The sequence below is a fragment of the bacterium genome (genome assembly GCA_041648665.1).
Lineage (GTDB): Bacteria > UBA10199 > UBA10199 > 2-02-FULL-44-16 > JAAZCA01 > JAFGMW01.
On record JBAZOP010000045.1, the window covers coordinates 1 to 23,108 of the forward strand.

Consider the following 23,108-nt stretch of genomic DNA (forward strand, 5'->3'; position numbering starts at 1 on the left):
TCTACGAGAGGGTGCACGCCGACTACGAAGGCAGGCTCAAGGTCGCGACCGACGCCGTGATGAAGAAGAAGGGAGAGGTCGACACCGAGCTGGCCGCGCTCTACGAGACCCGCAACAAGATCGCCGAGGACCTGAAGGTCCATCAACACAGCCTGGAGGAGATCAAATTCCGCAGGACCCTGGGGGAGTTCTCCGACGAGGAGTACCAGACGCAGGCCAGAGAGGAGCAGGAAAGGATAAGCAAGTTCGAGACCATCCTATCCTCGGTCAACAGCAACATCCATCGCTATGAGGCGCTCTTCAAAGAGGAAGGGCTCTTCGCGGAGGACGAGGCGCACGCGCCGCATGAGGCGGTGGAGGAAGGCGAGCTCTCCGGGCTCACTCCCGCACCGCACGAGATGGAGCCGGCGACCGACGAGTCCGGCTATCTCATCGAGGAGACGGGACCGAACTACTTCGGGGCCACGGCCTCAGAGCAGACCAACCCCACGTTCGAAGAGAAATCCACCACGGCCAAGGGCGCGTCGGGAAGCGCAAAGACGAGGCCCCCCCGCCAGGCCAGGATCGTCATCATCAACGGCGACAACGCGGGCGCCACATTCCCGCTCAAAGGCATGGTCTCGCTCGGCCGCGCGGAATCCAGCACCATCGCGATCCGGGACGCCAAGGTCAGCCGCCAGCACGCGCAGGTCCAGCAGCAGGGCAAGGAGTACGTGATCGTGGACCTCAACAGCTCGAACGGCACCTACGTGAACAACGAGCGCATCGAGGAGCACGTGCTCGCGGAGGGGGACGAGATCCGCATCGGCGACTGCATCATGCAGTACCAGACGTAAGAAAACGCAATGTACGGAATTCAAAAGGCCGGGAGCAATCCCGGCCTTTTTTATTATCAATGTGCCAGATTTTGCTTCGGCAGACGGAGCGGGTCGGCGCGCTCTTCTCGCTCAATACCCCCCAGGTGCACGAAATCGCTGCATCACTGCACAGAAACACAGCACCCTGTAACCTGAATAACATCTGAAAATTACAGGAATTTGTCCGGCACGCTTCTTGCTTACGAAGATGATGAATGGATATTAAGCCGTCGGGCAAGATGTCCGTGCTGCCAGAAGAATACATCTCGTTCCTAAGCGAGCTGAAAGAGCGAATCCGCAAGGCTCAGATCCGGGCCGGCCTCGCTGCAAACAGGGAACTCGTCCTTCTCTACTGGCATATCGGAAACGAGATACTCACGCGCCAGGAAAAGGCCGGCTGGGGTGCAAAGATCATCGACCGCCTGTCGGCCGACCTCCGGCATGCCTTCCCTGAGTTAAAGGGTTTTTCTCCCAGGAATATCAAATACATGCGTGCCTTTGCCGAGACCTATCGAAACACCGTATTTGTGCAGCAGGTTGCTGCACAAATACCATGGTTTCACCATTGCATCCTGATCGACAAGATCAAGTCAGGCGATGAACGCGAATGGTATGTGCAAAAGACCATCGAGAATGGATGGTCGCGGGCAATACTTGTCCATCAGATCGAAAGCGGTTTGTACCAGCGCCAAGGGAAGGTACAGTCCAATTTCCCTTCGACCCTGCCGGCTGCCCAGTCGGATCTCGCCAGGCAGATATTCAAGGACCCCTATCTCTTCGACTTCCTGGGCATCGGCGAAGAAGCCGTCGAGCGCGAACTTGAGCAACGGCTTCTTATCCACCTGCGATCATTCTTACTGGAACTCGGTTCAGGTTTTGCCTTCGTAGGCAGCCAGTATCGAATACAAGTCGATGGCGAGGATTATTTTATAGACCTTTTATTCTACCATCTGCGCCTGCGCTGCTTTGTCGTCATAGACCTCAAGACCACAGACTTTGCGCCGGAACATGCCGGCAAGATGAACTTCTACCTGTCCGCGGTGAATGAACTCATGAGACATCCACACGACAGGCCGACGATAGGTCTCATCCTGTGCAAATCAAAAAACAAGCTGGTCGTTGAGTATGCGCTGCGGGACATGCGAAAGCCCATCGGGGTCTCAGCCTACAGGCTTACCAGGGCGCTTCCCAAAGAACTCAAAGCAGCGCTGCCGTCCATCGAAAACCTTGAAAGCGCACTGGAAGAAAAACCTTGATAGCGCGGGCACAAAAAAAGGCCCCGCTCTCGCGGGGCCGAATCGTTTGCTAGGGCATTGCCCTCATTGATCCTGGGAAGCGGTCATCTTCACGGTCAGATACACTTCTCCATTTTCCAGGATATTGAGACGTTCCATGTGAGCGTTGAATGACGACAGTCGCTCGAGCGACCCAAATCTCTTTGCGACAAGCCGGAATAAGTTCATCTTACATTCTTGAAACTGCTCCCTTATGCGAGAGGCCTCCAGATCGATAGACATTCCCTCCTTCGATTCCATCTCATAGAGAGTCTGACCCAGATTCTCCAGCACCTTTCCATAATTGATGGAGCACTCGTAGATCACGCTATCGACAGCGAAAGTGTCCTCACTTTCGCCCTGCACATGCGACGCCTCAGGGTGACATTCAATGTGCTGCGGCCCAGTTGGGGCCTGTGCCTGTGTCGACCACGAGGGGGACGTCGAGTTTGGCCGCCTGCTCCATCGCGTTCTTCAAGAAGTCGCGCACGCGCTCAGCGTCCTTCTCCGGCGCCTCGATCACGAGCTCGTCGTGGACCTGGAGCAGGAGCCTGGACTCCCTCGATACCTGCGAGAGTTTCTCATGCACCTCGATCATGGCGATCTTGATGATGTCCGCCGCGCTCCCCTGGAAGACCGTATTGAATGCCATGCGCTCGGCTATCTGCCGGAGCTGGCCGTTGGTGCTCGCGATGTCCGGGAAGAAGCGGCGGCGGCCGAAGATCGTCTCCACCCTGCCCTCCTTGCGCGCGCGCTCTATCACCTCGTCGCGATACGCCGCAACCTTGGGATACTTGGCGAAGTAGTTCTCTATATAGTCGGCCGCCTCGCCCTGCGAGATGTCCAGCTGCTGAGCCAGCCCATATGAGGTCTGACCGTAGATCGTGGCGAAGTTGACGGTCTTGCCCACGCCCCGCTGCTCGCGGCTGACCTTGTCCACCGGGACCTTGAATATGCCGGAGGCCGTGAGCGCGTGCACGTCGCGCCCCTCTGCAAAGGCCTTGATCAGGGCCTCCTCCTTGGAGAGGTGCGCGAGCACCCGAAGCTCGATCTGCGAGTAGTCGGCGGAGATGAGCACGAAGCCGGGGTCGGCTATGAAGGCCTCCCTGATCCTTCTCCCTTCGTCCGTGCGCGCCGGTATGTTCTGCAGGTTCGGATCAGAGGAGGAGAGCCTCCCTGTGGCAGCGGTCGCCTGATTGAACGTGGTGTGCACCCTGCCTGTCGCGGGGTTCACGAGTTCCTGCAGGGAGTCAACGTACGTGGACTTGAGCTTGCCGAGCTGCCGCCACCTGAGCACGAGCATGGGCAGCTCGTGGCGATGGGCCAGATCCTCCAGCACCTGCTGGCTCGTGGAGAAACCGGTCTTGGTCCTCTTGCCGCCCGGGAGCGAGAGCTTCTCGAAGAGTATCTCGCCCAGCTGCTTCGGCGAGTTGATGTTGAACTCCTCCCCGGCCAGGGCGTGTATCTTGACCTCGAGCTGATCCAGCTCCTCCTGAAACTCCTTGCCCAGCCCGGCCAGCATCTTTGAATCGATGCGCATGCCCGCTATCTGCATATCCACGAGCACATGCAAGAGCGGCATCTCCATATTATAGAGGAGGTCAGTGAGCTTCTCCTCTTCGATGCGCCTGCGGAATATGTTGCTCAGCCGGAGGGCCACGTCCGCATCCTCGCACGCGTAGTCGCGGCACTCCTCTGGGTCCATCTCAGTGAAGAGCCTCTGCTTCGCGCCCTTCCCCACCACCTCCTCGTAGCGGATCGTGGTGTGGGCCAGGTGCCTGCTGGACAGGGGGTCGAGCCCATGTCTCTCAGAGGGGTCTATGAGATACGAGGCGAGCATGGTGTCGAGATCGACCCCCTGCACCTCGAAGCCAAGCCTCCGGAGGATCGTGAGGTCGTAGTTGAGATTCTGGCCGATCTTCTTTATGTGGCCATCTTTCAAAAGGGCGCCTATCTCCTGCGCGACCATGTCATAGGGAAGCTGTTGAGAGAGGAGTGTTGTGTGCCCCACCGGCACATAGACCGCCGACCCCTCCTCCCAGGCCAGCGCAAAACCGGCGATGTTGGCCCTCATGGGATCAAGGGAGTCAGTCTCAAGATCAATCGATAAAACACCTTTATTTATTATATTGTTAACAACATCATTTAAAGCTTTTTCTTCAGTCACCAGGCGGTATTTCGCAAACGAGATGGATGACTGCGGGGCGAGCTGATCCAATAACCTCGTGAATTCGAGCTCTTTGAATATCACCTGCATCTTCGCCTGATCAGGCTCCGCCCTCTCGAGCTCCTTCAAGTCGAGCTTTAACTCCACGTCCGTATCTATCGTGACCAGCTGCCTTGATAGCAGGGCCTCCTTCGTATGCTCGGCAATGGCCTTCCCCACCTTGCCATCTATGCGGTCGGCCTGGGCCAGGACCTCGTCGAGCGAGCCGTATTGTGCGATGAGTTTCGACGCGGTCTTTGCCCCTATCCCGGGCACGCCCGGCACGTTGTCCGATGCGTCGCCGGCGAGAGAGAGCACGTCCACCACCCTGCCCGGTGAGACGCCGAAGCGCCCCTTCACCTCTTCCTCGCCTATCCAGAGCTCCTTCATCTCGTCCAGTATGCGGACATTTGGGCCCACGAGCTGCATCAGGTCCTTGTCGCCGGAGACTATGACGACATTGAGATCGCTGGAGGCGAACCTCCGGGCGAGGGTGCCGATCAAGTCGTCCGCCTCGAAGCCCGGCTTCTTGACCGCGGGGATGGCCAGGGCGTCGACGATCGGCTCCACGTAAGGGAACTGCCGGACGAGGTCGTCCGGCGGCGCCTCGCGGTTGGCCTTGTATTCCACGTACAGCTCGTCGCGGAATGTGGGCTCGGCGGTGTCGAAACATATCGCCACGTAGTCGGGGCCGTGCTCACGCATGAGCTTGAGCAGCATGTTCGTGAAGCCGTAGAGCGCGTTGGTCGGCTGTCCCTTCGATGTGGCGAGCGAGCGTATGGCGTAATAGGCGCGGAAGACGTAGTTCGCACCGTCGATGAGAAAGAGTGTCTTAGGCTTTTTTGCCATGTGCGAAGAAATCCTCGGCCATGCCCACGACCGTGAGCGACCCTGAGACCACGAGGGAATCCTCCGGGGCCATGCGGCCCAGCGTCTTCTCCAGGGCGGAGGAAACCTCCTCCTCCACGCTTATCTTCACGTCCGAAGATCTGGCGACCGCGGCCAGGTCCTTGGGCGAAGCGGCCCTGTCGGAGGGGGCCCTGACGCAGACGACCTCGCGGAAGAGCGGCGCCAGCTGCCTCATGATCCCGGCCACGTCCTTGTCCGCCAAAATCCCCACGAGGAGAACCGCCCGCTCGCGCGGAATCCGGGAGCGCACGTACGAGGCCAGGGTCTCGGCGGCCGCGACGTTGTGCGCACCGTCCAGGATCACCGTGGGCCTCTCCCGGACCTTCTCCAGGCGGCCGGGCCAGCGCGTCTCGACGAGCGCATCCTCCATATCCTTTATCTTGAAACCCAAACCCGAGAGTATGTCGGCGGCCTCCATGGCGCAGGCCGCGTTCTGCCTCTGGTGCTCGCCGTCCAGGCCGAGCGGCGTGTTGATCGTGTCCGGGGTCGCGAGCACCAGCGGCGACCCCACGTCGTCGCAGACCCTGCGGATCGTCTCCATCACGTCGGGGGGCTGGTACGCCACCACCGTCGGCACCCCCCTCTTTATTATCCCGCACTTCTCGCGCGCTATCTCCTTCAGCGTCGTCCCCAGGTATCTCGTGTGGTCCAGCGCTATGGGGGTGATGATGACCGCGAGCGGTTCGACCAGGTTCGTCGCGTCGAGCCGGCCGCCCATTCCGGTCTCGTAGATCGTCACGTCCACCTTGTTCCTGGAGAAGTGCATGAACGAGGCGAGAGTGAGCATCTCGAAGTAGGTGAGCATCCTCTCGTCCGGCAGCGAGCCCCTTATCTCGGTGAGCGCGCTCGCGAACTCCTCGGCGCTCATCATCCGGCGGTCGATCTGGATGCGCTCCCTCACGTCTATGAGGTGAGGCGAGGTATAGAGCCCGACGCGGTACCCGCTCTTGCCGAGGATCGAGGAGAGGAAGGCGGCGGTCGAGCCCTTGCCGTTGGTGCCGCCTATGTGCACGCTCTTCTGCCCCTGCTGAGGATCGCCCATGATGTGGCAGGCCTCGGTGACCGGCCCCAGCTCCATCCTCATGGCATTGGGCTGGAGCGAATCCAGATAGGTCAACGTCTGTCTGTAGTCCAAGATATCCCCCGATATTTCGTCACAAAATTTTGATCACCAGTGCGGTCGCGTCATCGCGCAGGGGATCAGGGTCGGAGAAGGACTGCGCGCTCTCGACGACCACGTCCGCTATCTGGCGCGCGTTGCCGACCACCGCATCCCTCAGGCATTCCATCAGCCTCTCCCTGCCGAAACGCTCCCCCCCGCGCCTTCCGGCCTCGATGATCCCGTCCGTATAGAGCAGGATCACGTCGCCGGACGAGACCACCATCTGTTTCTCGTGAAAGACGCTGAGCGGCTCCAGCCCCAGTATCGGGTCCTCCGTCCCCGCGTCCTCGAACTTCTTGTCCGCGGCCCTCCACACGAGCGGCGCGGGATGGCCCGCCGTGGTGAACTGGATCATGCGCCTGGAGCCGACGTACTGCATATACGCCATGGTTATGAACTGCTCCGACTGATAGAGGTCCTCGTAGAGGATCGAGTTTATCCTCTGCACCAGCATCGACGGCGAATATTCCGCATCGCGCTGCGCCCTTATCGCCGAGCGAAACGCGGCCATGATCAGGGCGGCGCCGATGGAGTGGCCCGATACGTCGGCGATCACGAACGAGGGCCGCTTGGCCTGAGTGACGAAACAGTCGTAGTAGTCGCCGCCCACGCGCTCGGCCGTGATCAGCCTGCCCGCGACGTCCAGCCCCTCCAGCGAGGGCGGCTCGATGGGCAGGAGCCTGTACTGGATCTGCCGCGCGATCTCCAGCTGCTGGCGAAGCTTCTCGTTCTCCGCGCGCTCTTCGCTGAGCCTGAGTATGTGCATGTAGGCCGCGGCCTGGTTCGTGAGCGTGGTGAGCAGCTTGAGGTCCTCTTTCGTAAACGGCCTGCCGTCGTTGCGATCCGTGACGTTTATCACGCCGAGAGACTCCTCGCCCACCTTCATGGGGAAGCAGGTCACCGGCGCCGACATGAGGGAGCGCGTCCGGTAGCGATCGCGTCCCGGCCCGGTCTCGGAGGCCTGGATGTCGTTGATGAGCAGCGGCTCGTGGCTGGCGAAGACGCGGCCGGATATCCCCTCGCCCACCTTGACCACGGCGCTCTGCATCACCTTCTCGTCCATCCCGCGCGCCGCCGCGATCCTGAGCATCCCGCTCTGCGCGTCGTAGGCCATGATCGAGGCCTTCTCCACGCCCAGCGACCGGACGACTTCGCCCAGCACGAGGTCGTAGACCTGGGCAGGATCGGCCGCCCGGGCGATCGCCTGACTCAGCGCGAACACTGCATCCATGGGTGTTTTTTCTGAACTCATATCGCGAGTTTCATCCTCAGTGAGTGCCTGCCGTCCTTCACCCTGCTCCGCACGCTCGTCATCATGCTCCTCATGAGGAAGAGCCCCCTGCCGTGGTCGGACATGAGGCCGGGGAGAATTTTGGAAGGGTGTCCGATCCCGCGCCCCGTGTCAACCACCTGGACCGTAGCTTCATCGTCCCTGAAGGTGATTTCGACCTTGATCGGGATCCGGCCGTCGCCTCCGTGCGCGTGGAATATCGCGTTGTCCACCGCCTCGACCAACGCAAGCTTCAGCGCGACCCTGGCGCGCCCCCCGAGCCTTCGGCCTGCGGCGGCGGCGGCCGCATCGACCCACTGGCGGAGGAAAGAGAGATAGCGCGTGTCGCTCTTTATGGTCAACGCGCAGCTGAACACACCCTCTGCAGGCATTATTATTTGTCGAACTTTCTCACGGCCGTGTTCCAGTCGGCGCAGACTTCGAAGAGGCGATGGAGCCTGGTCACCTCGAAGATCGTCTTCACCTCGTCCGACAGCGAGGCGACCTTCACATCGCCGTTGCGCTGGCGCACCCTGCGCAGCAGCGATATGAGGACTCCCAGGCCCATCGAATCGATGAAAGTGAGATTGGCGCAGTCGATGACTATCCTCGTGGATCCGGCGCCGACCAGGTCGTAAGCCACTTTCTTGAATGACGTCACAGTGTCCGCGTCCAGGCTGCCTCCGCAGTGCATGACCTGGATATCTCCCTGTTGTTTCACCTCGATGTTCATCTATGCCTCCGTTCGATGTTGAAGGGCCGTCCGTTATTTCAGCCCATATTGTTTTATCTTCCGATACATCGTGGCCTGGCCGATCTTGAGCTTCCGGGCGGCCTCGCTCACGTTCCCCAGACACCGCTTCAATGCAGCCTCTATAGCATATTTCTCCACCAGTTCCAGCGGTATGATCTTGCCTCCGTCCAGCGGCGCCATGGACGGCTCCAGCGGCAAGTCCGGGACAGCCCTGGGAGCCCCGCCCTGCTTGAAATTCCCGGGCAGGTGCTGGGGCTTCACCCGGCTGTCGTTGTGGAGCACCACCACGCGCTCGATGATGTTCTCGAGCTCCCTCACGTTCCCCGGCCAGCCGTAGTTCATCAGCATGTCCATCGCCTGCGGGGCGAAATCGAGGAAAATCTTCTCGTTCTTGGCCGAGTATCTGTCCAGGAAATGTTTGGCGAGCATGGGTATGTCCTCCTGCCTCTCCCTGAGGGGAGGCAGGTGGATCGGAACCACATTCAGCCTGTAGTAGAGGTCCTCGCGGAAACGACCCTCGGCGACATCTTTGGCGAGGTCGCGGTTCGTGGCCGTGATTATCCTCACGTCCACCTTGATGGACTCCGTGCCGCCCACCCTCGTGAAGCTCCGCTCCTGCAGGAAGCGAAGGACCTTCACCTGGAGCAGAGGATCCATCTCGCTGATCTCGTCGAGGAACAGGGTGCCGCCGTCCGCGCGCTCGCAGCTGCCCAGATATCGGCGGTCGGCGCCCGTGTACGAGCCGCGTTCGTGGCCGAAGAGTTCGTTTTCCAGGAGCTCCCGCGGGATCGCGCCGCAGTTGATGTCGAGAAACGTGCGGCCCTTCCTCTGGCTGTGGTTGTGGATGGCGTGCGCCACCAATTCTTTGCCGGTGCCGCTCTCGCCGGTGATGAGCACTGTGGCGTTGCTCTTGGCCACCATGGAGATCATCGAGTAGATCTCCTGCATACCCCGGCTGTGGCCCACCATGTCGTCGAGGCCGCGCCTCCAGCCCATCTGATTCTCGAGCAGGAACACCCTCTTCGTCAGGCTGTAGAGCCTGATCGCGTTGCCGATGGAGTGTTTGAGCTTCTCCTCGTCGACCGGCAGGGTCAGATAATCGTACGCGCCTGCCTTCATCGCCAGCACCGCATCCTCGAGCGATCCGGACCTCGCAACGACTATGACCGGGAGGTTGTCGTCCCTGCCGCGCATCCTCTCGACCATCAGCGGCGCCCCGCTCGCGTCCTTCCCCTCGAGCAGGACGATCCCGCAGTCGACCGCGCCGAGCTGCGCGTCCCATCCGGAGTCCCTGGTCTCCGCGAACGTGCATGCAAGCCCGGCGGCGTGCAACGCCGCGCCGAGAACCTTCGGCAATTCCCTTCCGTCGTGAAGCACGAAGATCGAGCTCTTTCCCATCGCGGATCCTTCCGGGCTTTACGGCTATTCCTCGGCCTCGCCCCGATATTCGCTCGTGTCTATGCCGTACCTCTTTATCAGCTTCTTGAAGTTCGAGCGATCCATGCCCGCCTTCTCGGAGGCGAACGAGATGTTGCCGTGCGCCTCCTTGAGCGTCGCGGAGATATATGCCCGGTTGAACGAGGCCATGGCCCTCTGCTTCGCCTCCTGATAGTTGAACTTGGCGAAGTCCGCGCCGCTCTCCTCGTTCATGAGATAGAACGACTCGGAGAGGAGCTTCGCCGGCAGGTCCTGCGCCGCGATCGTCTCCTGCCCGGCCAGGACCACCGCCCTCTCGATCACGTTCTCCAGCTCCCTCACGTTGCCCGTCCAGGAATAACTCTGGAGGGCCTGGAGCGCATCCACGGAGATCTTGTCCACCTTCTTCTTCATCCTCTCGGAGTATTTCCTGAGGAAGTGGAACGCGAGCAGCGGGATGTCGTCCTGCCTGTCGCGAAGCGGAGGGAGGCCCAGGTTTATGACGTTTATGCGGTAGAAGAGATCCTCGCGAAAACTGCCGTCGCGCACCATGACAGCCAGATCCCTGTTCGTCGCGGTGATGAGCCGCACGTCCACGTGGTGCACGTCGACGTCACCCACCGCCCTTATCTCGCCCTCCTGCAGGATGCGCAAAAGCTTCACCTGCACCGACGGAGGCACCTCGCCGATCTCGTCGAGGAAGATCGTTCCGCCGTCCGCCTCCTCGAACAGGCCGATCTTATCGGCGATCGCGCCGGTGAACGAACCCTTGCGGTGGCCGAAGAGCTCGCTCTCGAGCAGATAGACCGGTATCGCGGAGCAGTTTATCACCACGAATGCCTTGTCGCTTCGCCTGCTCCTCGCGTGTATCGCCCGCGCCACCAGCTCCTTGCCGGTGCCGCTCTCGCCGGTGATGAGGACCGTGGAGGTGGTGGGCGCGATGTTCTCGATGGCGTCGAAGATCTCCTGCATCCGGCGGTTTTTCCCGAGTATCCCCTCGTATGAGACGTCGTCGGGGGCGCGCCGCTCGAGCTGCCTCAGCTTCTGGGCCATGCGGAAACGGTCCATCGCCTTGTCGAGCATGATCGCCACGCGCTCTATGTCGTCGAAGGGCTTGGTGATGTAGTCGTAAGCGCCGTTCTTCATCGCGGCGACCGCGGTCTCGACCGAGCCCAAGCCCGTGATCACCACGATCTCGGTCGGTATGTTGCTCTTCTTGGCGTGGTCCAGGAGCTGCAGGCCGCTCAAGCCGGGGAGCTTTATGTCGACCGCCGCCGCCTCGAATATCTGCGCGTTGAGCTGTTCCAGCGCATCCTCTCCGCTGCGCGCCACCGAAAAGCTCCAGCCGCGATCGCGCGACAGGCGTTCGAAGACCTTCGCTATCGCGGGGTCGTCATCGACAATCAGGAGATTCTTTTCCTTGGACATATTTTATCGCAGCCCTCACTCGGATTCGCCCTGCTCCATGCCCTTCTTCTTTATCTTCTCGACGAGAGTCGTCCTGTTCAGGCGCAGAAGGCTCGCGGCCTTGTTCTTGTTGCCGCCGGTCTTTTTGAGCGCCCCCATGATGAGGCTGGATTCGTAGTCGCTCACCGCCCTCTTGAAGGAGAGGCCCTTGTCCGGGATCTCGATCTCCCCGGCCTCCGTTTTCATTGCGAACTGAGGAGAGACGGCGCCGGTGATCTTCTCCGGCAGGTCCACGGCGTCGATGGTCTCCTCCTTCTTGAGCACCACGAGCCTCTCTACGAGGTTCTCGAGCTCTCTCACGTTGCCGGGCCACGAATACGACATGAGGCTCTCCATCGCGGCCTGCGTCACGCCCTTGACCCTGCCGCCGGCCTCCTTCGCGTACTTCTCCATGAAATGGCCTACGAGCAGGGGTATGTCGTCCCTGCGCTCCCTGAGGGGAGGTATGTGTATCGGTATCACGTTGAGCCTGTAGTAGAGGTCCTCGCGGAAGCGCCGCTCCTTGACCGCGCGCTCGAGGTCCTGGTTCGTCGCCGCGATGATCCTCACGTCGACCTCGTGCGTGGAGGTCGAGCCGACCGGCTCGAAGCGCTGCTCCTGCAGCACCCTCAGCACCTTCACCTGGAGTTTGAGGCTCATGTCGCCGATCTCATCCAGGAATATCGTGCCGCGGTCCGCAGCGTCGAATCGTCCGGCGTGCGTCGACACGGCGCCGGTGAAGGCGCCCTTCACGTGGCCGAAGAGCTCGCTCTCCAGCAGCTCCTCCGGGATCGCGGCGCAGTTGACCACGATGAGGGGCTTGTCCTTACGAGGGCTGTTGTAGTGGATCGCGCGCGCGACGAGCTCCTTGCCCGTGCCGCTCTCTCCCGTGACGATGACGGTCGAATCGGTGGCGGCGACCTTCTCCACGAGGTCGAAGACCTGCGCCAGCTCGTCGCTGCGGCCCACTATGTTGTCGAAGCGGAACTTCTCGTGCAGCTCGCGTTTCAGGAGCCTGTTCTCTTCCTTGAGCTGCCTGTGCTCGAGCGCGGTGCTGATCAGGGCGGCGATGTCGTCGAGCTCGAACGGCTTCGTGAGATAATGATACGCCCCGGCCTTCATCGCTTCGACCGCAGAGGTGATCGTGCCGAACCCCGTGAGCACTATCGACACCGAAGCGGGCTGGGCCCTCTTCAGACGCCTGATGAACTCCACGCCGCCCATCTTCGGCATGACCAGATCCACGAGGGCCAGGTCGACCATCTCCTTCTCGGCTATGGAGATCGCTTCATCGCCGTCCTTGGCCGTGAAGACGTCGTACTTGAGGCCGACGAGGAACCTCTCAAGCGCCTTGCGTATCGCCACCTCGTCGTCGACTATGAGGATCCTAGCCATCTTTTTCCCCCTTGCCCTCCTCGCAGGCCGGAAGGCGTATGACGAACTCCGTGCCCTCACCCTCGATCGATTCGCAGGTGATCTCGCCGCCGTGGTCCCTCACGATCCTGTAGCTGATCGAGAGCCCGAGCCCGGTGCCCTTGCCCGGCTCCTTGGTTGTGAAGAAGGGATCGAATATGCGATCGCAGATGTCCCTGGGCATCCCCATGCCGGTGTCCTTCATGCGAACCACCACGGTCCGGCCTTTATCCTCGATGCCCGTCGAGACGTCGAGCCGGCCGCCCTTGGGCATGGCGTGGCAGGCGTTCGTGAGGAGATTGATGAAGACCTGCTGGATCCTGTCGGGCGAAGCCGTCACCTTAGGCATGTCGGGACGCCCCTTGAATTTGAGCTCCACGTTCAGCGAGCGCATCTCGCGCTGGAGGAATGGGAAGACGTTCTCCAGGAGCACGTTGACGTCCACCGGCTTGCGGTCGCGCTCCTTCGAGACGCGCGAGAAATCGAGCAGGTCGCTCACGATCTTTTTGCATCTGATTGCGGCGTTCTCGACCTCCACCAGGTCGGAGAGCAGGGACGCGTCGTCCTTGGCGTCGCGCTTCATGAGTTGGGTGAACGCGAGTATGCCGCCCAGGGGATTGTTGATCTCGTGCGCAACGCCGCCGGCCAGCATACCTATGGCGGCCATCTTCTCCTGCTGGATCACCTCGCGCTGGAGCCTGCACTCCTCGGTCACGTCCCGGTAATGCATGACCGCCTGGCGCTGCTCCGCAGACCCCGCTGCGAGGGGGTACGCGCTCGCCTCGTACTCGTGCTTCGATATCTCGTTGCCGAGCGACGCCGCCCTCTGCGAATCGGACTCGATCGCCTGTGGAAGAGGGCACCCCCTGCATGGGGAGTCCCTTCCGGCAAAGACCTCGTAGCACTTCATCCCGATGACGGCGGCGATGTCCTTGCCGCAGGAGGCAGCGAGCGAAAGGTTGGCCCTGAGTATCTCGAACTCCTCCGACACGATCTGAACAGGCGAGGTGATGGCGTCGAAGGTCGATTCCCACATGTACTTGCCGCGGGATATTATCTCCACGAGCTCTTCCAGCTTTTTTACGCGCTCGGAGAGGATCTTGGCCTTTTTCAAAAGCTCGTCATGGGCCAACGACTCCAGATTTGCCTGGCTGTCATGCGGATTAGCCATCGAATCAAAGCCCCCTTTTCTCAATGTATTCAGCAAGATAATTAAATGTCGCTCAAAACACTAGCGATTTTTTGACACCCCCTCTAATTTTTTGACATCATGCAATTATTACCCACCGATCCGGGTAAATATTAACCCCTTGGGGTTGCTTCTCTTTTCAGAAAGAGAAGCCTCCCCGCCTTTTCACAAAGAGCGTTTTCAAAAGTAATTTCATGTGCTAATGTCCTCCATAATCATGGGCAGAAGCAGAGCCACAGCGATCGCAGTCATCTTTTTCATCATAACGGCATGTCTAGTCGGCTGCCGCGGAAGACCCCAAAAGACCGGGAAGGAATCCAAGGCAAAAGAAAAACAGACCGTGCTGGAGGTGAAGCAAAAGGTCGCAGCCCCGACCCTGGCCCCTGCCGCAACACCCGTTCCAAAAGAGGTGAAGAAACCGGAGGAACCGCCGCCCCTCGGTCCCAGGACCGTGCCGGGCGCCGCAGAACCCCCAAAAGTCGCGGAGCCACCAAAGGGCCCTGTCACCATCCCCTCGCCCCCGCCGCTTTCCGAGCCCCCCTCGGCCGCAGCAGGCAAGATGCCGGTCCCTGCGGCAAAGATAGAGGGAGATGTGTCTTCGCTCGCAGCACCCGAGCTCAAAGCCGATGAAGAGGAGAAGGCGGAGCAGGCGCCGACCGCAGTGCAATACGAGCCCAAGATCGTTACGGCAAAGACCAACGTCGACATCCTGGTCGACGCCTCGGGCAGCATGTCCGCCCCGCTAGGCATGGCGCAGGAGTCCAAGTTCGAGATCATGCGCAAGGCGCTCTACGGGGTCCTACACGAGATGCGCCAGCAACAGGGGGAGTTCCCGAGAAACATAGCGGTCCGTCTCTTCGGCTCCCGCTCGGACACGGCCGACAACGACTGCGAAGACTCCGAGGTCGCGACCGGCATGGGCGAGCCGGACGTCGACGCGATCCGCAACGCGCTGGACAAGGCAAAACCCAAAGGGCAGAGCCCGGTCGCATTCGCGCTCGCGCGCGCGAGCGACGACTTCCCGAGCGGCATCCCCGTCGATCGGGTCATAGTGCTGATCGCCGACGGCTGGGACACCTGCGGCGCAGACCCGTGCGCAGAGGCGCTCAAGATCGCCGGCGGGCCGGCCAAGACCGCGGTGAACGTCGTCGCATTCGACGTCTCTCCCGAGGATCAGCAGAAGCTCTCGTGCATCTCCGAGAAGACCGACGGCCAGTTTTTCCTTGCGCGCAACGAGGCCGAGCTGGCCGCGGCCCTCGACCAGGCGATAAACTCCACAGTGCCGTACAACCTCAAACTCTCCGCGCAAGCGAGCGGCATGCCCCTTCCGTTCAACATGGAGGTCTTCGAGGCCGGCACCGACAAGGTCGTGCGCCGCGGCAAGAGCCTCGGGACCAAGCTGATCAACCTGCCGCAGGGTTCGTACGACATACTGGTGGAATACTCCGACTCGCCCGAGGAAAAGAAACCTTCCAAGCTGCTCAAGGGCGTGGAGATCCTCTCAACGACCAAGGTGGAGCAGGTCATCAGTTTCGATCTTGCAAAAGTCACGGTCACGGCCCTCTCGAGCGACGGGCAGCCTGTGCCCGCAATCTTCAAGATCACCAAGGACGGCGGCAAATCGCAGATCGCAGCCATCGAGACCGGTGCAGCTCCGGTAACGTTCTTCCTGCCGGCCGGGACCTACGACATGGCCGCAGACATGGTCGAGGCCGGACCCGAAGCCTTCACGGTCGTGGAGCTCGGCGTGCAGGTGAGCGACACCCAGCAGCCGAAGCTCAGCTTCATCTTCCAGAAGGGAACCCTGGCCCTGAAGGGGATCACGACCTTGAGCGAACCGATCCCCTTCATCTTCCACGCCTACAAGTCCGGCTCCAAAGATCTGGTCGCAAGCGGCGCCCTGCCCTCCGAGGGCGGTTCCGTGCAGCTCGCGCCCGGCAATTACGACCTCGTGGTGATGGGCGAGGACCCCAAGATGGTCGCCAACCCCCGCACCAAGATAGGCGGCGTGGTGATCAAAGCAGCGGAGACCACCGAGCTCACCGCGATGTTCGAGATGGGCACAGTCTCCCTCTCGGCGATCGACGGGAGAGGGAACAAGGTGCCGGCCGAGTTCGTGCTCAAGGACGAGGAGACCAAGGTCGAGATGGTCAGGGGTACGTCCCCCAACGGCGCGCCGATCAACATATCGATTCCGCCTGGCACATATGAAGTCACGGCCTACAGCATCAAATCGATACTCGAGCCCAAACCCTCTGTGACCGAATTCGGGCTCGCGGTCGTGGCCAACCAGCCGTCGTCCAAAGTCATGCAGTTCGTGCTCGGGACCTTGAGCCTGCGCGGCCGCAACGCGAAGGAGCTCCCGGTCAGGACCGAGTTCACCGTCTACAAGTCCGGCTCCGACGAAGTCGCGGCCAAAGCGCCGCCGGCGGGCGACTGGATGATATTCGACCTGTCGCCCGGTTTCTACGACGCGCTCGCCGTCGACATGACGCCGGTGACCGGCGAAGCAAACGTGACGCCGATGATCTGGATCCGCGACATCAAGATCGAGGACGGCAAGAGCGTGAGCCACGAGGCGATTTTCACCGCGGGCAAGCTCAAGATCATCGGGCGCGGCCCGAACAACAGGATCATCACGTGCGGCTTCAAGGTCTTCCGTTACGGCTCGGACACCGAGCTCGTGAAAGGCACCACGACCAACGACTGGGAGATATTCGAGATCGAGCCGGGCAAATACTACGTGGAAGCAAGCTACGTCGACGATGAGCAGGACGTGACGCTGAAGAAATGGGTCAACCTGACCGTCGGCGAGAACGAAGTGGTCGAGCTGGTCCTGAGGTTCTAAATCAATCCGGGACTTTGAAGGTCTTCGACTTTCCGTCAATATGCAGGATCTGTGTGATCACCGCTGAGATGGCGGCGGTGATCGAGTTTGTCTCCGGCTCCGCGTCGAGAGAGATGCCCTGCGCGCCGAACGAGATGTTCGCGAGCCCCAGTTTGCCGAAGAGATTGTCGCCGTCCGTCGAGATATCGAACTCGCGCGGGATGGGGATCATGATCGCATCCTCTTCGCCGGAGAACCCGGCGATGGCGAGCGAGAGTTTCTCGGAGAGCTGCGATACCAGACCCGCGGCCGGCACCGTGGTGGCGTTGGTCCCCGGCATGGGCGTGAGCACGAGCCTCGTCCGGTCCGAGAGGACGCGCAGCGGTATTGCGAACTGAGAGTCGTCCTCAGGGTCAGGCCCCAGCTCTCCCAGCTCGATCGCGGCGAGCAGCGTTAAGTCGAAACTTACGATCTGGCCGTTCCACGGATCCGGATCAGAGGGCCTCATGGACTTGATCACAGGATTCCCGTCATCGTCCAGGAGCGGCTTCGGGTTGCCGTACTGATCGGGCGGCACCGAGCCGTCGATCTCGATCGCATAGAAGGACAGCTCTGCCCCGCCCAGTTCCAGCGAGAGTATCGCTCCGGTCGGCACGTAGCCGCCATCCGCCTCGCCGCCGTCGCCCTTTGCCACGACCGGCACCTCGTCGATCCCCACCGCGGCGATCCTGGCGCCGAGCGCCCTGTTTGCGCGCACAGCCACGAGCAGCGGCTGGTTGCCCTCGAAGTAGCCGTATGTGGTGAGGGCGGTGCCGAACATCTCGGAAACCCTGGGCCTTATGTGGCAGAGCGTGGGCTTCTCCTCTTCGGCCTCCGTCGACTGGAATGCGTCGCACTCTGCCACGAAATCAAAATCCAATTCCTTAAACATCTCCTCGTCCACATCTATGTCAATCAGTCCCCTGTGCGCCCTGCCGTCCCCCTGCGCCGAGGCTGCGAAGATGAACGCGCCGACCGCGTCCAGGGAGAGGGATGCTGCCAGATCGCCCGTTGCGTCAGAGGGGCTATCGAACGATCCGGCGCCGAAACCTTCCCCCTTGATCACGCCGGCGGATGAGATGCGCGCCTCTGCGGGCGTATGCGCGTAAGTTGCGTCGGAGCCCACGGAGAGCGATGCATCGAGGAGCATCCCGTCGCTTGAAAGCCCGAGTCCCTGGTCGAGCATGAGCCTCAATGGTACGCTGACCTTCGGGAGCAGTCCGCCCTCGGCGTCGCTCCCTATCGATATCGCGGGCAGGTCGATGCCGCTCCTCACGAGCCCTGTCAGCGCGGATGAACCGCCGCAGTAGATCGCCTGGTTGACCGCGTCCAGGACCTTCTCGTTTATCACGCCGGTCTGCGCGTTGAGCGAGTTGATCGCAGCGCAGGCCTCCTTCGCCTTGCCGTGCGCGAGGTCCATGTCGCACTTGACGAATCCTCCCCACGAGTTCGCGCCGCCCACCAGGTTCTCGGGCACCAGCGCCGCGGGGATATGGTTGCAATAACTGCCAGCCTTGTAGTCGCAATCGTCGTGCGGGCTGCCCAGCAGGATGAGCAGCTCGCCGCCCGATGCTTTGTCCTCGATCGAGAGGTCGGCCAGCGCCTTCCTGAACGAGACGATGAGCGGCAGCGGAGGCAGGTCCTTCTCGGGCACGAGATCGATGCCGATCTCAAGGTCCTCAAGCGACGCGGAGAGCGCCATGCCGTTGTTCTTGAACTTAAGCCCCTTGAGCACCGCCTCTCCCAGCGACGGTTCTCCCCTGAGCTTCGCGTTGAAGCCCTCGATCCCGGCGCTCGAACATTTCGGTATCTCCACGGAGTCGCCGGAATCATTGGAAGAGGTCCCGTCCATCCCGGAGAGAATCTCGGAGATGAGCTCGTCCCTCTCGTCCGATGCGAGGAAATTGTTGATAAGCGAAAGAACGATGTTGCGCACGGTGTCCTCAGGCAGCGCGACCTCTATCGCCGAGGGTATGTCCATGTCCCCTTCGCCTGACGCATGCGGAGAGAGTATCCTCCCCCAGCCGAAGGTCCAAGCGTATTCCTCCATGCCTCCCTCGGAGGCTATGGTCGCGACGTTTATCCCCGTACTCGGATTGAGGGTGAGCGAATACGCGCCCTGCGCATCCGGACAGACGCTGATGGGCGCCAGCCGGTTGAAGCGCACGTCCACGCACTGGGTCTCGCCCGCTATCCGAAACTTCCAGGGGAGCGAGGGATAGCGCGTTGAATCGTACGAGGGCATGGGCTCGGGCGATATGAACGTTATGCCGTCGACCGTCTCGCCGGCCCCTGTGCCTGTGAACACTATCGGCCCGACGGAGGGACAGCTCGCTCCGGTCGCCGCGTTGCACGCCTTTATCACGAGGGAGTTTTGGCCCGCGCCCACCGGCACGCCGACCGTGAATTTCCCCTGGCCGCCTTGTTCCACCGTGGAGGCGCACTCGATGCGCCGCACGTTGCCGTCCTCACTCTCGATCACGTTCTCGACCGAGACCGCAACACCGTTCGTGGCCGCGCCGATGAAGTCGCAGAACTGGCACTCGCCCAGCAGCGAGACGGAGACCCTAACGTGCGAGAGGTCGGTGGAGGCCAGCGTCTTCACATCCGGATCGAGCGTCACGCCGCCTGAAGTCAGGGCGGGCGCGACGACGCGGGAGAGCCTCACGCTGCGCTCCTCCGAATTTCCCGCGATCCTGCTGGCCGCGACCGAGATCGTGTACGGCCCCGCTTCGGGCAGATCGACCGTGGCGGAGAAACGGCCCTCTGCATCCAGGCAAAACGGCGCGCCGGAATAACCCGCGTCCCAGCATCCGCTGGAGGCCGGGCTGGAGGTATCCACCATCGCGCTCTTCTTCGTGTACTCGCTCTGTGCGGATATCGTGATGCTGGCCAGGACTGAGGACTGCCTGTCGATCGTGCCCTTCAACACGAAGGAGCTCTGAGCGACGCTGCCCGGCGGTGTGCTCACGCACAAAAATCCTGCGCCGATCTCGCACTCGATGCGCACAGGCTCCTGCGGAACCTGGCAGAGACCGGGCATAGTGGAAACGCCGGGCTCCTCTGAAGGTTCATCCGAAGGCTCCGGAGCAGGGTCGGTCTCGCCCGCGAGTGCGCCTATGCTCATCCCCTTCCACAGCCCCGCGGCGCGGCTCAAGATGTCGCCAAGCCCAGCATGTGCGCGGGAGGGCGCAAACGGCAGGGCCGCGCAGAGCAGCAAGACGATGATTCGAGCATTCTTCATCATAATAAGGGCAGTCGAGGGCACAGAGCCCTGGCCTGACTCTTTGTCGGAGGTTATCCTCAAAAGTTGCGTGGAAAAAAGGCACAACACGTCAAAAAGATGACGCAAGGCGCCGGAACACCGCATATTGCCGGCCCCCGCAGCCAGGGGCACCCTCGGCCGCATGAAAGCGGATTTAACGCAACTTCCTGGAAGAAACGCCGATAAGGAGCCGATGAACACGACCCCTTATATAATGAAGGCGCTTCCGCGGTTCACCATCGCAGCCATCCTGCTCTTCGTCGTTTGCGTTCTGTCAGGATGCGGGGGCGAGGACTACACGCCGGTTTACTTCCCTCCTTCCGAAGAGGAGGAAGACGGCGGCCAGGCGCAGCCCTCTGTTTCCGACAGGCAGTGCACCCTCTCCTTCTCCTCGCAGCTGTGCGTGCAGATCAAGGGCACTAACATCGAGGTGGGACTGGTCGAGGGCGACGAGCTCTGCACAGAGGTCGGGGCGTTCCCGATACACATATCCGGCTCCACGGTCACGATAGAGGGCAGCGAGTTCCCCGACGTGGAGGTCGAGGGCCACGGGCTGCCTGCGCCGATCACGATCAACGCGCGCGGCGACGGAGACGGGAAGGGCAACACCGGCACCGGCTCCGTGGACTCCGCCGGCAACATGACGATCGAGGGCTTCTCCCTCTACATAGTCGCGCTGGGTATCGTGGGCGAGGTTCCGGATCTGACGCTCACCACCGGCGCCACCGAAGAGCTGGAGCACCTGCCCTCCATCTCGGGCTCTCCGCCCGACGCCTCCGGCGCCATGGCGCTGGTCACCGCGACCACGCTGGGACACGTCATCGACGCTGCCGACGAATACCTGATGGGAGCATCGCTCTCGGCGAGCTTCCGCGGCGCAGTCACACCCGCGCTCTCGGAGTGCGGCGGCGAGTCGGAGCAGACCTTCGAGGTGAACAAGGTCGTCATATCGCCCGAAGGACAGCAGACCCTCTCCGCGCTCCCCGACGGAAATCTGATGGAGATCGGAAGCGGCACCTTCGTGGCGGAGAGCGACCTGGACGTGGGCCCGAGCTTCGAATCCTCCGCAAAATTCAAGGTCACAAACGCCGGCGCCAAGGCGCAGACCATAGCCATTCCGCCGCGCAAGGGCCCGTTCCTCTTGAGTTCCACCATCCCGCTCTCGGGCCAGGTCTCCCCACAGCAATCATTCATACTCACGGCGACCTTCAGGCCGACCGCGCAGAACGCGCAACCCGGCAACATGGTCGAGACCATAACGATCGGGCCGGACGCGTTCCAGCTCACGGCCACCGCCCTCTCGAAATCCGGCAGCGGCGGGCTCGACGTGGTGGACGAGGAAGGGGTGATCTCGCTCCCCGACATCGACGACATCGAGATCGGCGACGCCGCGCTCCCGGCCAACGCCGAGCGGCGCTTCTTCAAGTGCACGGAACTGCAGTGCGAGGGTTCCACCGCATTCACGGCCTGCGGGCCTTGCCCTGACCCCGTGACCACGGCGTGCGAGCTCTTGCCGGTCTCTACCGAAGGCAAGCCTCTCGCGGAAGTGGACGCGCAGTGCAACCTCATGGAGCCGGACGCCGCGCCCATGTACGCGATCGACCTGAGCGGCTCGTCGGACGTATTGATCTCGGGCCGGAAACAGGTGATCGCGCTGCGCAACAAGGGAGTCGAGGACCTGACCATACAGTCGATCGTCATCGAGGAGGCGCCCGGCAGCCTCTCCACCGGCCAGTTCAAACTGCCGCCAGGAGCGGTGTTCGTGGCGGACGACTTCGCTAAAATCCAGGACAAGGTGAATGAGGCGCTCGAGGGCGGAAGCGCGCAGGGCGCCCCGCTCCCTCTGACGCTGCCTCCGTATCAGCCGGGCTACAAGGAGTTGAGCGCATACATAGTCGTGACATATACGCCTAGCGACCTCGTCGGCGCGGACGGCGAACAGGCAGGCGTGGGGAGCTCGGTCACGGATCGCGCCGTACTGAAGATATCGACGGACCAGGGCGACATCACCGCCGGAGTCTCGGGCACCACCACGATCAGCGAATCGCCGGCGCTGGAGCTCTACTTCAAGACTTCGACAGGGACCAAACAGGCGGAGGCCGGCGGCGCATTCCCCTTCAAGGGGATCACCGCCCAGACCGTGGACGCCGCGGTACCGCTCTTTTTGCGCGTGCCCGACACCGCGTCATCCACGATTCGCGTGACTTCGATATCCGTGGCAGGACCGGACAGCGCCAACTTCCGCTGGCTCGGCACCGCTGAGGAGATAGCGGCGGTGAACCCGCCCGCCGGCAAGGGCATGCGCTGCTCGGTCCCCACGGTAGACGAGCAGACCGGCGAGCTGATCAGCGAAGACTTCAATCTTAAGCCCGTGTCCGTCGCGCCGCCGGGACTCGACATCGCACCGGGCGCATACTCGACCGCGACAATGCCGCTGATGGGATGCGTGGATTTCCACCGCGAAGAGGGCGAGCCGGCCAAGCGTCTCTTCGAAGGCGAGATCGCGATAGAGGCGGTGGGCCTCACCCCGGCCGGGCTGCCGATGAAAAACCCGGACGGCACGGAGCAGCGCACGAAGTTCACGGCAACACTGCTGGCCGCGATAGAGCCGCGCTCCGGAATGTTCGTGCTGAGGGTCACCCAGACCTCGGCCGCTATGCTCAATCCGCAGTTCCCCGGCCTCTCCGCCATCTCCTCGTACGACGACATGAAGGCAGCGAGCGGCAAGGAGCCGGCGCAGGCGGATCTACAGCTCTTCACAGGGGCGATGATACTCGATCCGTTTGACGAGATGCCGATCACGACGAGCGACGGCGGAGAGACGCTCTCCACGCCCAACGACGGAATCACCGCAATATTCAGGGCCGTGGACACGCACCCGGTCTCGCAGAACTATACCGAAGAGGGGCTCTTCGACTACGCAAGCCTGATACACGACGCCCTGCTGCCGATCGGCAGCCGCGGCGTGTACGAGGACTATCCGGGCGTGCCGGAGAACGCGCGGACCAACGGCTGGCGAATATACACCTCCACCCTCTCCTATCCCGGGCCGCTGGCCCCGCCGGAGAAGGTGCCGGAAAA

15 protein-coding genes are annotated in these 23,108 nt (G+C 61.9%); 4 read left to right on the top strand and 11 right to left on the bottom strand.

Annotated features, from left to right (window positions below; genetic code table 11):
- The coding region (locus tag WC683_12905) for an FHA domain-containing protein (protein MFA4973505.1) at positions 1–836 on the top strand (836 nt) is incomplete at its 5' end.
- Between the two features lie 236 nt (positions 837–1,072).
- The gene (locus tag WC683_12910; GenBank protein ID MFA4973506.1) at positions 1,073–2,113 is read left to right on the top strand and encodes a PDDEXK nuclease domain-containing protein; all 1,041 of its coding nucleotides are present in this window, start codon (positions 1,073–1,075) and stop codon (positions 2,111–2,113) included.
- Positions 2,114–2,176: 63 nt separating this feature from the next.
- Here the strand turns inward: WC683_12910 and WC683_12915 are convergent, their stop codons facing one another.
- From WC683_12915 to WC683_12960, 10 genes are all read right to left on the bottom strand, one after another.
- Positions 2,177–2,458, bottom strand: a complete 282-nt coding sequence (locus WC683_12915) for a hypothetical protein (protein MFA4973507.1) — start codon at positions 2,456–2,458, stop codon at positions 2,177–2,179.
- Positions 2,459–2,519: 61 nt separating this feature from the next.
- On the bottom strand, positions 2,520–5,186 hold the full coding sequence (gene polA, locus WC683_12920) for a DNA polymerase I (protein ID MFA4973508.1): 2,667 nt from the start codon (positions 5,184–5,186) through the stop codon (positions 2,520–2,522).
- On the bottom strand, positions 5,170–6,381 hold the full coding sequence (locus WC683_12925) for a folylpolyglutamate synthase/dihydrofolate synthase family protein (protein ID MFA4973509.1): 1,212 nt from the start codon (positions 6,379–6,381) through the stop codon (positions 5,170–5,172). Before WC683_12925 ends, polA begins: the two co-directional genes overlap by 17 nt.
- Positions 6,382–6,400: 19 nt before the next feature.
- Positions 6,401–7,639, bottom strand: a complete 1,239-nt coding sequence (locus WC683_12930; protein MFA4973510.1) for a GAF domain-containing SpoIIE family protein phosphatase — start codon at positions 7,637–7,639, stop codon at positions 6,401–6,403.
- Positions 7,640–7,656: 17 nt separating this feature from the next.
- The gene (locus tag WC683_12935) at positions 7,657–8,070 is read right to left on the bottom strand and encodes an ATP-binding protein (protein MFA4973511.1); all 414 of its coding nucleotides are present in this window, start codon (positions 8,068–8,070) and stop codon (positions 7,657–7,659) included.
- Positions 8,071–8,072: 2 nt separating this feature from the next.
- A complete protein-coding gene (locus WC683_12940; protein ID MFA4973512.1) occupies positions 8,073–8,411 on the bottom strand; it encodes an STAS domain-containing protein in 339 nt (112 codons plus the stop codon).
- Positions 8,412–8,444: 33 nt separating this feature from the next.
- Positions 8,445–9,830 carry a sigma-54 dependent transcriptional regulator gene (locus WC683_12945; GenBank protein MFA4973513.1) on the bottom strand — a complete coding sequence of 462 codons (1,386 nt, stop codon included), beginning with the start codon at positions 9,828–9,830 and terminating at the stop codon, positions 8,445–8,447.
- Between the two features lie 24 nt (positions 9,831–9,854).
- Positions 9,855–11,276, bottom strand: coding sequence for a sigma-54 dependent transcriptional regulator (locus WC683_12950; GenBank protein ID MFA4973514.1), 1,422 nt, complete (start codon positions 11,274–11,276; stop codon positions 9,855–9,857).
- Between the two features lie 15 nt (positions 11,277–11,291).
- Positions 11,292–12,689 (bottom strand): sigma-54 dependent transcriptional regulator, encoded by a 1,398-nt coding sequence (locus WC683_12955; protein ID MFA4973515.1) that lies wholly within the window; start codon positions 12,687–12,689, stop codon positions 11,292–11,294.
- Positions 12,682–13,878, bottom strand: a complete 1,197-nt coding sequence (locus tag WC683_12960; protein MFA4973516.1) for an ATP-binding protein — start codon at positions 13,876–13,878, stop codon at positions 12,682–12,684. Before WC683_12960 ends, WC683_12955 begins: the two co-directional genes overlap by 8 nt.
- Positions 13,879–14,113: 235 nt before the next feature.
- On the opposite strand from WC683_12960, the gene WC683_12965 reads away from it, so the two are divergent.
- The gene (locus WC683_12965) at positions 14,114–16,744 is read left to right on the top strand and encodes a hypothetical protein (protein ID MFA4973517.1); all 2,631 of its coding nucleotides are present in this window, start codon (positions 14,114–14,116) and stop codon (positions 16,742–16,744) included.
- A gap of 1 nt (position 16,745) precedes the next feature.
- Here WC683_12965 and WC683_12970 read toward each other — a convergent pair whose 3' ends face one another.
- Positions 16,746–20,006: a hypothetical protein gene (locus WC683_12970; GenBank protein ID MFA4973518.1), complete on the bottom strand. Its 3,261-nt coding sequence runs from the start codon at positions 20,004–20,006 to the stop codon at positions 16,746–16,748.
- Positions 20,007–20,220: 214 nt separating this feature from the next.
- Here WC683_12970 and WC683_12975 point away from each other — a divergent pair.
- Positions 20,221–23,108, top strand: a 2,888-nt coding sequence (locus WC683_12975; GenBank protein ID MFA4973519.1) for a hypothetical protein, incomplete at its 3' end; no start/stop codon positions are given.

Excerpts from the sequence above, each read along its gene's own strand:
- WC683_12910 (MFA4973506.1), top strand. The coding sequence starts at position 1,073 with ATGGATATTAAGCCGTCGGGCAAGATGTCCGTGCTGCCAGAAGAATAC.
- polA (MFA4973508.1), bottom strand. The coding sequence starts at position 5,186 with ATGGCAAAAAAGCCTAAGACACTCTTTCTCATCGACGGTGCGAACTAC.
- WC683_12930 (MFA4973510.1), bottom strand. The coding sequence starts at position 7,639 with ATGGATGCAGTGTTCGCGCTGAGTCAGGCGATCGCCCGGGCGGCCGAT.
- WC683_12935 (MFA4973511.1), bottom strand. The coding sequence starts at position 8,070 with ATGCCTGCAGAGGGTGTGTTCAGCTGCGCGTTGACCATAAAGAGCGAC.
- WC683_12940 (MFA4973512.1), bottom strand. The coding sequence starts at position 8,411 with ATGAACATCGAGGTGAAACAACAGGGAGATATCCAGGTCATGCACTGC.
- WC683_12945 (MFA4973513.1), bottom strand. The coding sequence starts at position 9,830 with ATGGGAAAGAGCTCGATCTTCGTGCTTCACGACGGAAGGGAATTGCCG.
- WC683_12950 (MFA4973514.1), bottom strand. The coding sequence starts at position 11,276 with ATGTCCAAGGAAAAGAATCTCCTGATTGTCGATGACGACCCCGCGATA.
- WC683_12955 (MFA4973515.1), bottom strand. The coding sequence starts at position 12,689 with ATGGCTAGGATCCTCATAGTCGACGACGAGGTGGCGATACGCAAGGCG.
- WC683_12960 (MFA4973516.1), bottom strand. The coding sequence starts at position 13,878 with ATGGCTAATCCGCATGACAGCCAGGCAAATCTGGAGTCGTTGGCCCAT.
- WC683_12965 (MFA4973517.1), top strand. The coding sequence starts at position 14,114 with ATGGGCAGAAGCAGAGCCACAGCGATCGCAGTCATCTTTTTCATCATA.
- WC683_12970 (MFA4973518.1), bottom strand. The coding sequence starts at position 20,006 with ATGAAGAATGCTCGAATCATCGTCTTGCTGCTCTGCGCGGCCCTGCCG.